Genomic DNA, 12599 nt, shown 5'->3' with positions numbered 1-12599 from the left:
GTCAGCACCAGCAACCGCCGAACGACGAGGTGTGCTCATCTGTCTCGATCGACTCCTCACGCACAACGGCGCTGCCGCCCCGCGGATCGAAGTGCAATATCGAGCTGACGGGGTCGTGCCGGATCCACACAGCCACCGTCAACGGATGCCCCGGACGGAAAATGTAGGAGACGAGCTCGATGTCACCGGGCTTCCCGAGAGCCCGCACATCGGACACTGCTGCTCGTATCCGCTGCGCCGACAGATCCGCTGCGGTGAACGCCGTTTCGCCCGCGTGCAGGTCGGGCATCGAGTTCATGTCCTCCACCTCGCCGTCGCGCACCCAGTACAGGTGCAGCCGACCGTCGGTGGCGACGGCCTCGACCGAGATCAAGTTCGAGGTCACATCCACTCGCCGCAGCGGCAGGTCGCCGAGCCGTGCGCGCACCAAGTCCAGTTCCGCGTCCAGACGCTGCGAGGAGAACAGGTCCTCGGCCGCGACGCCGCCGAGCACGCGAGTGATCCGGCCGGTCACATCGCCGACGGCAATGACCACCGCTGCGATTGCCACGACGGCCGAGACGACGACAACGGCGACGTACTTCGACCGGTGGTTCGGCCGGGGTGCGTCCGGTTCCGTCGTGGTCATCACCGAATGTTTCCACAGTGCGGTGAGTCCAGATGCTCACCTCGCCGCGATCTCGCCGTCGGCCACCTTCATTCGTGGCGGCGGTAGGCGCTCGGCGACATACCGACGCGGTTTTTGAAGGTCGTGGCGAAATGGCTGGGTGTGGAGAATCCGACGTCCATGCCGATATCCGTGATCGACATCTCCGTCGTGGCCAGAAGTTTCTTCGCCCGGTGTATCCGGCGGTCCAGGACGAACTGATACGGCGTGGTGCCAAATGCGGCGGTCACATTCCGGTAGGTCCCTACGAACTCAAACATTGAGGATTACCTCGCTTGACGGCTCAGCCACACAGAGCTCGACGAAGTGCCCCATCGCTAGTCGGTCCCGACATTCCGTCCCGGTGTGTAGTCGTGCTTGCCATGCATGAAGATCTCAGCACCACACTTTGGGCAATGAATCCAGTATTCAAATCTCTTGTCGCTGGCGTCGCCCTCTGCGACCCAAGAGCGCTTGTCGATCAGAACATCTGCATCGTTATTCTGCGGGCATCGGATACCGTCCCACGATCCGGCAGCGACCAGTTTGGTCACCTCCACCCATCGTTTCGCCAATGCACCGTATTCAGACATATTTCTCAGCCTCCGCCGTTCATAATGGTATCGCCAAACTTTTCAGCGAACTCAAATGCGGCCTGCGTCTCACCGGTGGCGCGCTCCGCACTTATTCCCAGTTCGGGTATTTCAGTCATGTTTACCCGATATACCTCTTGCGCAACTGTTCTTGCCAACTCCGAGTCTGTGGCCATTCCTTCGGGTCCGATGACAAAGCCGCGCTCACCGATCGAGGCCAAACTGAATCCGCTGCTGGGCAGTTCGGGTTCGTAGATAACTTTGTAGCCGTTGATCTCAACCTCGAGTGCGGTGCCGTTCTGGGCCGCTTGTCGCAACTCGTCCATCCCCGGCGATGTGAAGATGTCCTGTGCTGTGTTGGCCATGTCCAGTTCAACCTGATGGAAAGCGCCCGAATGGTCGGAACCGAGATCGGAGTGGGGAGAATCTTGTGGCGCATGGTGCTCAACCGGTGCGTCAAGCGTGCCATGTCCCCCGGCGGGTGCATCGACGTCGACGTGGGGAGTCGGGACTTCGTCGGAATGACGCGCCACGCTGCCGAGGGCGTCGAGTCCGTGCTCGATCCCCTCGCCGAGTATTTTGGCCCCCGGGAGCGGGACCATTCCCGCGGCATCGATCGCGGCTTGTCTCTTCTGCTCGGGGGTCGCCCCGTCCCAGTCGGTGGCGACGTCGTACATGTTGCCCACGTCGGGCATCGTCGCGTCCCAGATGGTCTCGGACGCGTCCTTCATGCCCTCGGCAAACGCCCCCGTCGCTCGCTCTACGACCGGCGGTTCCTTCGGGAATGCCTGTACGTCGGCGTTCTCCGGGAGCGGTGCGACAGGCGCGGTGGGGCCGCCGGCCGCCGCCGAAGCGTGGTTGAGCTCGTTCAGGGTCCGGGTCTGCTCGGTAAGTTCGGCGCGGGCGTCGAACACCGCTTGGCTCAACGCATTCGTGTCATCGCGACCGGGGCCTGCCCCCGCACCTTGCGTGTAGCCCTGGCCGGCGGCGTCGTCCAGCTTGGCCTGCGCGGACGCCAGATTCTGACGGGCCGCCTCAACCTTCGCGGCCTGCCGGTCGATCGCCGCCTTGTCGGGAGGAGGTGGCAACTGGCTCAGCGCAGGCGGTAGGCCAGCGGTTTTCTCCTCGCCCGGCTTGGCCGCCTGACCATCCTCCGGCTTACCCTCCGGAGTGTCGTTGGCGCCCAACAGGTCACCGAGATCACCACCGGCATCGCCAGTAGTAGCGGGAGGCTTCTCGTCGGGTTTCAGCCCGGACTTCTTGGCCGCGTCCTCGACGGATTTCGGCACCGCGAACGGGCCGATCTGGCCAGTCGCCTGCTCCGCGGGTTTGTCGCCGGGCTCGTCCGGCTTGTCCTGGACCTTATTGTCAACGAGCTGCACCGTCGGCTCGCCGTCACGACCCTCACCCTCGCCATCGAACGGGATCCCCTCCAGCTCAGCGGCTTTCGACTGCAAGCGGGTACCGACGAGATTGTCGGCCTGGGCGAGCTGCTCGGCGGCCCAGCGAATGTCTTCGGCGTGCTCGGCGAGGGCCCTGTTGCGTTCGGCGATCGTGTTGATGTCGTACTCGCGGCTGTCGGTGACAGAGAGGTCCTCGCCGACGGTGAACCCGTCGTTCTCGGCTGCGGTGATCGCCTCCACCGCTTTGCCTTTGGCGGCTTTGATGTCGTGAGCGCCATTAGCGGCGAGGGTGGCGGCCTCACGCAGCACACTGTTCTGGCGACCGACCACCGCGACGTCTTTGGTTACCCGATCAAGTGCCGCGTCCTTGGCGTCGCCCGCCCACGTGGTGCCGCCCGGCGAAGAGATGTTCTGACGGTGCTGATCGAAGGCACCTTCGGAAGCGGTAGCCGCGGTCCGCCAGTTGCTAGCGGCGTCCGACAAATGCGAGGTGCTCCACTCCTCGATCTCCGAGCGGGTCGGGAGAGCAGCGGGCGCGGCCGCAGGACTCACACGCTCACCGTGGTGATGGCGTCGCCGCCATCGGTGTCCGTGGCGTCATAGCGGGCGCTGCTCGCCGAGAGGTCATCGGCCTGGCCAGTCATCCGCGCCGATTGGCGACTGCGCACAGAGGTGAGCGCAGCGTTCACGGCGGCCACACCCGCGCCGCTCGGCTGTGTCGAGCGCGGGGTGTCGAACGATCCGCCGGACAGCCCCGCAGCGATGCCGTCACTACCGGCAGCCGCCGCCCGCAGGCCGCCTGAGTCGACTTCCAATCCGTTTGCCATGCCAATCCCCCAACCGGCGAACTCACTGGTCGTGAGGTTACCCCACCATTTGCGCCGGCCTACGCGCGAGAATTGGTCACGGAGTGGCTCGGAAACTCGGTGGAAGCGGCGTGACACCTCAGGACACCGCACTGCAATGCACCGCGACTATGGGCCACTGTGGATGATCGAGACGGTTCCGAGCTCCGGGCACGAAACTCGGAACCCACCCCTGATGGCGGTGGCGGAGGGATTTGAACCCCCGGACGGTTTTAGCCGTCTCTCGCTTTCAAGGCGAGTGCATTAGGCCGCTCTGCCACGCCACCGCCGACAAGAGTACGGGCTTCAGACCCGACCGATGTGAGCGGGCGGCGCACCGTTCTTCAACGCGACGCTGATCCGGCGGCAGTTCTCCCCCATCGCCGCGATCTGCGGACGGGAAAGCCTGCCGAGAAAGTGCGAACGGACACCCTGCCCGTACGTCACCATCGCCTCACGGACGGCGACCCTGCCCTCTTCGGTGATGGCGGCCACGACCCCGCGCCCATCGTCCGGACTGGCACACCTGGTCACCAGGTTCTGCACTTCGAGCCGCCGAATCTGCCGGGTCACGCGGCTGGGTAGGGACATCAGCCGCTCGGCCAAGTCCCCCATCCGCGCCGATCCGGTGGACGACTTGTCCAACATATCGAGCAAGCGCACATCATTGAGTGTCAGATGATGCGCATCCACCAGCGACCGATTCAACGTCGCATACATTCGCAGTGCCGAGTCGAGGTAGTTCTGCCATGACCTCTGCTCGGCGATGTCCAGGCCCGGCATGTCCCCTGCCGTGCGCCCCGCAATCATCCCCACCATAGGCGCAATCGTAAGCGACGTCAGTATTGCTGCGCTTGGGAAACAGAAGGCTTGTAGCGTGGAAAAAATGCATGCAATCGCCGCTTCCGTCGATGGCCATCTGACCTGGGAAAACGTCGCTGACATCACACCAGCAAACGACGAGATTCTGATCCGTGTTCACGCCGCGGGCGTCAATCGCGCTGACCTTCTCCAAGCGGCGGGCAAGTATCCGCCCCCGCCAGGAGCCAGTGAGGTCATCGGATTGGAAGTGTCGGGCACCGTTGCCGCCGTCGGCGCGGATGTTACCGACTGGTCAGTTGGGCAACAGGTGTGTGCATTGCTCGCGGGCGGAGGCTACGCCGAATACGTCGCGGTACCCGCCCCGCAGGTGCTGCCATTGCCCGATGGCGTTGCTCTCGGCGACGCCGCGGGCCTGCCCGAGGTGGCGTGCACAGTGTGGTCGAACCTCGTCATGACCGCGGGTCTGACGGCCGGTCAGCTGGTCCTGCTGCACGGCGGCGCAAGCGGCATCGGCACCCACGCCACCCAGGTCGCCCACGCGCTCGGTGCCCGCGTCGCGGTGACGGCCGGCTCCGCCGACAAACTCGCCCTGTGCCGCGAACTGGGCGCCGACATCACCATCAACTACCGCGACGAGGACTTCGTCGAGCGCGTCCGGGCCGAAACCGATGGCGCAGGTGCGGGCGTCATCCTCGACATCATGGGCGCGGCCTATCTGGACCGAAACGTCGATGCCCTGGCCAATGGCGGACGCCTCGTGATCATCGGCATGCAGGGCGGCATCAAGGCCGAACTGAACATCGCCAAGCTGCTCGGCAAGCGGGCCGGGGTCATCGCCACCTCGCTGCGTCCCCGACCGGTGGACGGACCTGGCGGCAAGGGGGAGATCGTGCGGGCCGTGCTCGACAACGTTTGGCCGATGATCGCCGACGGACGGGTACGGCCGATCATCGGCGCCGAACTGCCCATCCAGGAGGCTCAGCGGGCCCACGAACTGCTGGCCTCGGGCGAGGTCTCGGGAAAGATCGTGCTGACGGTCCCCGAGTAGGCCGCCGGCTCAGCCGAGGGAGGCCAGCGCCCGCACCAGCTGGTCGACCTCGGCGCCGGTCGAGTAATGCGACAGCCCGACCGTCACCGCGCCGCCGATGTCGTTGACGCCGATCACGTCGAGCACGCGGGAGCTGGCATTCGAGATGGCCAGGATGCCGTTGTCCGCCAGCCGCTGCACCACCCGCTCGGCCGGGATGTCGCGCACCACGAAACTGAGCACCGGAATCTGCGACTCGGGCCTGCCGATCACCATCACCAACGGCAACGAGCGCAGCGAGGCGACCAGGTATTCGAACAGCCGGTCCAGGTACGCGTTCGCCGACTGCATCGACACCGCCAACCGTTCGCGGCGCGAGCCGCCGGCGGAATCGTCGAGATTGGACAGGTACTCGATGCTGGCGACCACGCCGCCCAGCAGCCCGTACTGGTGCGCGCCCACCTCGAGCCGGGCCGGGCCCGTGGCGTGAGGATTCAATGACACCGAAGCCAGTGAATCGATGGTCGCCGGGTCGCGGAATACCAGCGCACCGATCGGCGGACCGCCCCACGGCACGGCGTTGAGCGCGACCACGTCGGCGTCGATCTCGTTGATGTCGATCAGCCGGTACGGAGCCGCGGCCGAGTGGTCGACGACGACCATCCCTCCGACCTCGTGGGTGAGCTTGGTCACCTCGCTCAGATCGGTGACAGTTCCCAGCGTGGAGGAGGCCGACGCGATGGCCACCAGCCGGGTCGGCTTGTCGATCAGCCCTTCCCATTGCCACGACGGCAGCTCACCGGTCTCGATGTCGACCTCGGCCCACTTGACCTTGGCGCCATAGCGATTCGCGGCCCGCAGCCAGGGCGCGATGTTCGCCTCGTCGTCCAGGCGAGTGACCACCACCTCGTAGCCGAGACCGACCCGACTCGAGGATGCCTCCGCCAACGCGGTCAGCAACTGCGCGCGGTCCGCACCCAGAACCACGCCCCGCGGATCGGCGTTGACCAGGTCTGCGACAGCTTGCCGGGCAGCGATGAGGACAGCGGCGCTGCGGCGTGCCGATGGGTGTGGTCCGACAGCGGAGGGCATCGAGCCGCGGAAGGCAGTGGAGACCGTCGTCGCGACCGAATCGGGCACCAACATGCCGTTCTGGGCATCGAAGTGGACCCACCCATCGCCCAATGACGGGTGTAACCCCCGCACCCGGGCGACGTCGTATGCCATGCCAGCCACCTTAGAGCTTCTGCGGATATCACAAACCGACACGATTTGGGGAGCGCCCGACCGCGCGTTTGCACTTAAGAGACCATGCTCGGACCGGGTCACCCTGGGCAGCCATACTAGTCCAGTGGGCTTCGGGTTCGGAGTGCTAATCGCACTGTTGTTGCTGGTGATACCCGGGGCGTTGATAGCCAGGGCGGGCGGACTGACCGTTGCGATGGCGGTTGCAGTGGGTCCAGCCTTGACCTACGGCACCGTCGCGCTGACGATCGTTCCGCTCGGGGCCATCGGCGTGCCGTGGAACGCGTGGACGGCATTGTTTGCTGTAGCCATCGTCGCCGCCATTGCGGCCGGGTTGCGGAGGCTGTTGGCCCGCTACCGTGACCGCGACGCGGAGGCATCGGCGGCGACGCGACGGGCCGCAGCGGTGGTTGCGGCGGGCGTGCTGCTGGGCACCGCGCTGATTGCTGCCGCGGTGTTCGCCGGCCTGGCGCATTGGCAATCCATCCCCAGCACCTGGGACTCGGTATGGCACGCCAACACCATCCGGTGGATCCTCGAGACCGGCCAGGCCTCCCCGACCCACATGGGCGAGCTGCGCAACGTCGAAACCCACGAGGCGCTCTACTACCCGTCGGCCTTCCACGCCCTGGCCGCCGTCTACTGCCAACTCACCGGTGCCGCCGCGACCACCGCGTACACCGTCAGTTCGGTCACCGCGGCGGTGTGGTTGTTCCCGGTCAGCGCCGCGGTGCTGACCTGGAAGATCGTCCGCCCGCACACCTGCGAGATGCGCACCGCCGTCGCCGCGGCCACCGCGGCGGCACTCGCCGCGTCGTTCACCGCGATGCCCTACGTCGAATTCGATGTGGCGGCGATGCCCAACCTGGTGGCCTACGGGCTGGCCGTGCCGGTATTCGCACTGATCGCCTCGACGCCGGCACATCGCGACCGCATCGGGCTGGCGGTACTGGCCACCGTCGGCGTCTTCTCGGTGCACCTCACCGGCGGTGTGGTGACCGCACTGCTGGTGGGCGTCTGGTGGCTGGCGGATGCACTCTGGCGGCCGGTGCGCGGCCGGCTGCCCGACCTCGTGGCGCTGGCCGCCGTGGCGGTGCCGACGCTGCTGATCATGCTGCCCCAGTTTCTCGGGGTCCTTCAGCAGGCCGACATCATCGTCGGCCACGCCTTCGTCAACCACCTCGGCAAGAAATTCTCGCTGTTCGCGGGGATCTTCCAGCACACCCGCCACCTCAACGATTTCCCGTTCCAGAACGCACTCATCGGCCTGGCCGCCCTCGGCGGCCTGGTCATGCTGATCAAGAAAATGTGGTGGCCGCTGGCGGTCTGGCTGATCCTCATCGCCTCGATCGTCCATTCCGGCGCACCGTTCGGCGGGCCACTGGGCGTCATCACCGGCAAGTTCAGCGACCTGTTCTACAGCGACCCGCGCCGCCTGTCCGCGGTGGTCGCGATGCTGTACGCACCGATGGCCGCGATCGGACTCGGTGCTCTTGTCATCCTCGGCGCCGCGGCGCTGCGCCGGACCGGCGCCCGCCCGGCCTGGATCCACGCCACCGCCGCCGTCGCGCTGATCGCCACCACCGTCGGTCTGGCCTGGCACTACTTCCCCCGGCACAAGTACCTGATCGGGCAGAAGTACGACTCGGTGATGATCGGTGCCAAAGATCTCGAGGCGTTCGCCTACCTGGCCCAGCTGCCCGACGCTCGCACCACACTGATCGGCGACGCCAACACCGACGGCACCGCGTGGATGTACGCGGTTTCGGGGCTGCATCCGCTGTGGACCCACTACGACTACCCGGTGCAACAAGGCCCCGGGTATCACCGCTTCATCTTCTGGGCATATGCAGACGATGCCGACACCGATCCCCGGGTTGCCGAGGCGGTCGAGGCGCTCAACATCCGCTATGTGCTCACCAGCACACCGGTGGTCCGAGGGTTCGTCATGCCGGACGGACTAGTGTCGCTAGAGCGCTCACGGTCGTGGGAGAAGATCTACGACAACGGTGAGGACCGCATCTACCGCTGGCGCGGGGAGAACGCGGCGGTCAAAGCGACGAACTGACAGACCCAGAACTGACTAAGGAAGGCCATGACGATCAACCCCGACGATGACAACATCGAGATCCTGGCCAGCACGTCCGACGGGACCGACGTCGACGCTGACGGCAAGTCGCTGACAGACCTCGTCGAGCAACCGGCGAAGGTCATGCGCATCGGCACCATGATCAAGCAGTTGCTGGAAGAGGTGCGCGCGGCTCCGCTCGACGAGGCCAGCCGCAACCGGCTGCGCGACATCCACCGGACCAGCATCCGCGAGCTCGAGGACGGTCTGGCACCCGAACTGCGCGAAGAACTCGAGCGGCTCACGCTGCCCTTCACCGAGGACAACGTGCCGACCGACGCCGAACTGCGCATCGCGCAGGCGCAATTGGTCGGCTGGCTCGAAGGGCTGTTCCACGGCATCCAGACGGCGCTGTTCGCCCAGCAGATGGCCGCCCGCGCACAGCTCGAACAGATGCGCCAGGGCGCCCTCCCGCCGGGACTGCAGGTCCCCGGCGGACAGCGTGGTGGCCCGTCGCACCCCGGCACCGGCCAGTACCTGTAGGCCCCGTTGTCCGATCCGTACATCTCGACGCGCGAAGCATGGGTGGAGTTCCCCATCTTCGATGCCAAGACCCGCTCGCTGAAGAAGGCGTTCCTCGGTAAGGCCGGTGGCGCCATCGGGCGAAACGAGTCCAACGTCGTCGTCATCGAAGCCCTGCGCGACATCACGATGTCACTGAAAATGGGTGACCGGGTCGGGCTGGTCGGCCATAACGGTGCGGGGAAATCCACACTGCTGCGGCTACTTTCGGGCATCTACGAGCCGACGCGGGGCTCGGCCACGGTCAGTGGCCGGGTAGCCCCGGTGTTCGACCTCGGCGTCGGGATGGACCCGGAGATCTCGGGTTTCGAGAACATCATCATTCGCGGACTGTTCCTGGGGCAGACCCGCAAGCAGATGATGGCCAAGGTCGACGAGATCGCGGAATTCACCGAACTCGGCGAGTACCTTTCGATGCCTCTTCGTACCTATTCGACCGGTATGCGGGTGCGCCTGGCGATGGGCGTGGTCACCAGCATCGACCCCGAGATCCTGCTGCTCGACGAAGGCATCGGCGCCGTCGACGCGGAGTTCCTCAAGAAGGCGCAGTCACGGTTGCAGAGCCTGGTGGAACGATCCGGAATCCTGGTGTTCGCAAGCCATTCCAACGAATTCCTGGCCCGGCTGTGCAAGACCGCGATGTGGATCGACCACGGCACCATCAAGATGTCCGGCGGGATCGAGGACGTGGTGCGGGCCTACGAGGGCGATGACGCCGCGCGGCATGTGCGTGAGGTGTTGGAGGAAACCGCGCGTGGTACCTGACGAACACGTCGTCGCGGTGATCGTCACGCACCGGCGTCCTGAACTACTCGCCAAATCACTGGCCGCGGTGGTGAGCCAAGACCGCAGACCCGACCACCTGATCGTGATCGACAACGACGATGACGAAGAGGTACGCGAGTTGGTCCTCGGCCAGCCGGTGCCCGCCACATACCTCGGGTCACGCCGAAACCTCGGCGGCGCAGGCGGTTTCGCGCTGGGCATGCTGCACGCCCTGGCTCAGGGGGCGGACTGGATCTGGCTGGCCGACGACGACGGCCGCCCCGCTGACGACACCGTGCTCTCCACCCTGCTGGCCTGCGCCGAGCAGTACAGCCTGGCCGAGGTCTCACCCATGGTGTGCAACCTCGACGATCCGAAGCGCCTGGCCTTCCCGCTGCGCCGCGGATTGGTGTGGCGCCGTTTGGTTTCAGAGCTGCGAACAGAGGACGCATCGGTGTCCGGCGATGTGCTGCCGGGGATCGCGTCGCTGTTCAACGGTGCGCTGTTCCGGGCCGCCACGGTGGAGGCCGTCGGCGTTCCCGATCTGCGCCTGTTCGTCCGCGGTGACGAGGTCGAGCTGCACCGGCGGCTGGTGCGCTCCGGGCTTCCATTCGGAACCTGTTTGACCGCAAGCTATCTGCACCCGTGCGGCACCGACGAGTTCAAACCGATCCTCGGCGGCCGGATGCACACGCAGTACCCCGACGACGAGACCAAACGGTTCTTCACCTACCGCAACCGCGGCTATCTCCTGTCCCAGCCGGGGTTGCGCAAACTCCTGCCGCAGGAGTGGATGCGGTTCGGCTGGTACTTTCTGGTGTCCCGCCGCGACCCCGCGGGTCTGCGGGAGTGGATCCGCCTGCGGCGGTTGGGCAGGAACGAAAGGTTTTTCCGGGGCGAGCGAAGCGACGGGGCAAACAAGCGCGGCGAGCGGAGCGACGGGAGGACCAACAGGTGACGTTCACCGATGCGGCGTCCGAGTCCAAGACGATGACCCGGGCGATACGCGACCTCTCCGAAGGTTTCCGCAAGCGCGAACTGTGGCTGCACCTTGGCTGGCAGGACATCAAGCAGCGCTACCGGCGCAGCGTGCTCGGCCCCTTCTGGATCACCATCGCCACCGGCACGACCGCAGTGGCGATGGGCCTGTTGTACTCGAAGCTGTTCAAGCTGCCGCTCGAGGAGCATCTGCCCTACGTCACGCTCGGCCTCATCATCTGGAACCTGATCAACGCCTCGATTCTCGAAGGCGCCGACGTCTTCATCGCCAATGAAGGTCTGATCAAACAACTTCCGACGCCGTTGTCGGTCCATGTCTACCGGCTGGTCTGGCGGCAGTTGATCCTGTTCGGCCACAACATCGTCATCTTCGTGGTGATCGCGATCGTGTATCCGAAGCCGTGGAAATGGATCGACCTGGCGGTCATTCCCGCGTTGGGCCTGATCGTGCTGAACTGCGTATGGGTGTCGATATGTTTCGGCATCCTGGCCACCCGCTACCGCGACATCGGGCCGCTGCTGGCGTCCGTGGTGCAACTGCTGTTCTTCATGACGCCGATCATCTGGAACGAGTCCACGCTGCAGCAGCAGGGCGCCGGCTCATGGGCCAAGATCGTCGAGATCAATCCGCTGCTGCACTACCTCGACATCGTGCGTGCACCGCTGCTGGGCGCCGATCAGGAAGCGCGACACTGGATTGTGGTGCTGGTCCTGACAGCGATCGGTTGGGGCTTCGCGGCAATCGCGATGCGCCAGTACCGCGCCCGCGTGCCGTACTGGGTCTGAGTTACACGTCGTCGGCCACGGAGCCGAACACGAACCGGCGCCCCGAGATCTCTTTCGGCTGGATCCGGACGTAGCGGCGTTTCGCGGTCGCGATCCACGACAGCAGCTGGGCGCGTTCAGCCTCGGCGATCTCCTCCGGTGTTTCGAGAAGCTGAGGGACGCCCCGCACGATCACGCTCCAGCCGCCGACACCTGTGTGATCGTCGGCCTCGAACAGCACCCGGTCGTTGAACAGGGCGCTGATCAGCTTGGTGCCCTCGGCGGTCCGGAACAGCACGGTGTGGCGCTGGACGACGAAGTTGACCGGGAAGATCTCCAGCCTGGTGCCGATCGTGGAGACCATACGGCCCAGCGTCACGCTGGACAGCAGCTGCCAGCTCTCGTCCTCCCCGAGCACCGAAACCGGGGCCTGCGGCGTCATGAAGCCACCGTAGCCGCCACATGACAATCGGCGCGCCCTGCTCCTTTGGAGAAGCGGGACGCGCCGATTGGGGAGAGCTGGTTATGGACGTTCAGAACGAGGCGTTCATGTCCTTAATTCATGTTCCAGGGCTCGCCGTAGGTGGTGACGCTGTCACCGGTCGAGGCGATCAGGCGGGCGAACGGACGCAGCAGCACACCACCGGCCGCACCGGTCACGGTGCCGTGCGCATTGGACACCGCCACACCACCAGCCGCACCCTTGACGTCCACCGAGAACGTGGCCACTTCCTGAATACCCGGGCCGTTGCCCAGGTCAGCGCTGATCGACACACCCGGGAACAGGTTCGGGGTGATCACGGACTCCAGGCCGAACGGCGGGCCGGTGATGTCACCAT

Annotated in this window: 14 protein-coding genes, 1 tRNA gene and 1 pseudogene; 6 read left to right on the top strand and 10 right to left on the bottom strand. The window is 65.7% G+C overall.

Features of this window, described 5'->3' with window-relative positions; all coding sequences use genetic code 11:
• Nucleotide 1: 1 nt before the first annotated feature.
• The 7 genes and pseudogenes from QQ25_RS10710 to QQ25_RS10680 all read right to left on the bottom strand — a co-directional run bounded on the left by QQ25_RS10710 (nucleotide 2) and on the right by QQ25_RS10680 (nucleotide 4306).
• Entirely contained in the window at nucleotides 2-628 is a 627-nt protein-coding gene (locus tag QQ25_RS10710) for a hypothetical protein (RefSeq protein ID WP_039378717.1), read from the bottom strand.
• A 68-nt stretch (nucleotides 629-696) separates the two neighbouring features.
• A pseudogene (locus QQ25_RS10705) lies at nucleotides 697-894 on the bottom strand (helix-turn-helix transcriptional regulator); the annotation flags it as partial.
• A gap of 90 nt (nucleotides 895-984) precedes the next feature.
• Nucleotides 985-1239, bottom strand: coding sequence for a hypothetical protein (locus QQ25_RS10700; protein ID WP_039378715.1), 255 nt, complete (start codon nucleotides 1237-1239; stop codon nucleotides 985-987).
• 5 nt (nucleotides 1240-1244) lie between these two features.
• Nucleotides 1245-2951, bottom strand: a complete 1707-nt coding sequence (locus tag QQ25_RS31170) for a hypothetical protein (RefSeq protein WP_201774221.1) — start codon at nucleotides 2949-2951, stop codon at nucleotides 1245-1247.
• A gap of 239 nt (nucleotides 2952-3190) precedes the next feature.
• The gene (locus tag QQ25_RS10690) at nucleotides 3191-3469 is read right to left on the bottom strand and encodes a type VII secretion target (protein ID WP_039378714.1); all 279 of its coding nucleotides are present in this window, start codon (nucleotides 3467-3469) and stop codon (nucleotides 3191-3193) included.
• Nucleotides 3470-3684: 215 nt separating this feature from the next.
• Nucleotides 3685-3774: transfer RNA gene (locus tag QQ25_RS10685), tRNA-Ser, on the bottom strand.
• Nucleotides 3775-3793: 19 nt separating this feature from the next.
• Nucleotides 3794-4306, bottom strand: coding sequence for a MarR family winged helix-turn-helix transcriptional regulator (locus tag QQ25_RS10680; protein WP_039378713.1), 513 nt, complete (start codon nucleotides 4304-4306; stop codon nucleotides 3794-3796).
• 67 nt (nucleotides 4307-4373) lie between these two features.
• On the opposite strand from QQ25_RS10680, the gene QQ25_RS10675 reads away from it, so the two are divergent.
• Nucleotides 4374-5357 (top strand): NAD(P)H-quinone oxidoreductase, encoded by a 984-nt coding sequence (locus QQ25_RS10675; RefSeq protein WP_039327101.1) that lies wholly within the window; start codon nucleotides 4374-4376, stop codon nucleotides 5355-5357.
• A 9-nt stretch (nucleotides 5358-5366) separates the two neighbouring features.
• Here the strand turns inward: QQ25_RS10675 and QQ25_RS10670 are convergent, their stop codons facing one another.
• Complete coding sequence (locus tag QQ25_RS10670; protein WP_039326173.1) at nucleotides 5367-6563, bottom strand: cysteine desulfurase-like protein; 1197 nt, start codon at nucleotides 6561-6563, stop codon at nucleotides 5367-5369.
• 124 nt (nucleotides 6564-6687) lie between these two features.
• Here QQ25_RS10670 and QQ25_RS10665 point away from each other — a divergent pair, with 124 nt between their 5' ends.
• From QQ25_RS10665 to wzm, 5 genes are read left to right on the top strand one after another with little or no spacing between them, the layout of a single operon-like run.
• Entirely contained in the window at nucleotides 6688-8649 is a 1962-nt protein-coding gene (locus QQ25_RS10665; RefSeq protein WP_039378712.1) for a DUF6541 family protein, read from the top strand.
• A gap of 27 nt (nucleotides 8650-8676) precedes the next feature.
• Nucleotides 8677-9192 (top strand): bacterial proteasome activator family protein, encoded by a 516-nt coding sequence (locus QQ25_RS10660; protein WP_039378711.1) that lies wholly within the window; start codon nucleotides 8677-8679, stop codon nucleotides 9190-9192.
• A gap of 6 nt (nucleotides 9193-9198) precedes the next feature.
• Nucleotides 9199-9996 (top strand): galactan export ABC transporter ATP-binding subunit Wzt/RfbE, encoded by a 798-nt coding sequence (wzt, locus tag QQ25_RS10655; protein WP_039326177.1) that lies wholly within the window; start codon nucleotides 9199-9201, stop codon nucleotides 9994-9996.
• Entirely contained in the window at nucleotides 9956-10954 is a 999-nt protein-coding gene (gene glfT1 / locus QQ25_RS10650; RefSeq protein WP_101906552.1) for a galactofuranosyltransferase GlfT1, read from the top strand. Before wzt ends, glfT1 begins: the two co-directional genes overlap by 41 nt.
• Nucleotides 10951-11781, top strand: a complete 831-nt coding sequence (gene wzm / locus QQ25_RS10645) for a galactan export ABC transporter permease subunit Wzm/RfbD (RefSeq protein WP_039326178.1) — start codon at nucleotides 10951-10953, stop codon at nucleotides 11779-11781. The genes glfT1 and wzm overlap by 4 nt, the downstream gene beginning before the upstream one ends.
• Before the next feature lies 1 nt (nucleotide 11782).
• Here wzm and QQ25_RS10640 read toward each other — a convergent pair whose 3' ends face one another.
• A complete protein-coding gene (locus QQ25_RS10640; protein WP_039378709.1) occupies nucleotides 11783-12202 on the bottom strand; it encodes a pyridoxamine 5'-phosphate oxidase family protein in 420 nt (139 codons plus the stop codon).
• A gap of 113 nt (nucleotides 12203-12315) precedes the next feature.
• Nucleotides 12316-12599, bottom strand: a 284-nt coding sequence (locus QQ25_RS10635) for an MspA family porin (protein WP_039378708.1), incomplete at its 5' end; no start/stop codon positions are given.

The sequence above is a fragment of the Mycolicibacterium setense genome, assembly GCF_000805385.1.
Taxonomy (GTDB): domain Bacteria; phylum Actinomycetota; class Actinomycetes; order Mycobacteriales; family Mycobacteriaceae; genus Mycobacterium; species Mycobacterium setense.
The sequence above is the reverse complement of the archived record's forward strand: the minus strand, read 5'-3'. Positions and strand labels throughout refer to the sequence as shown.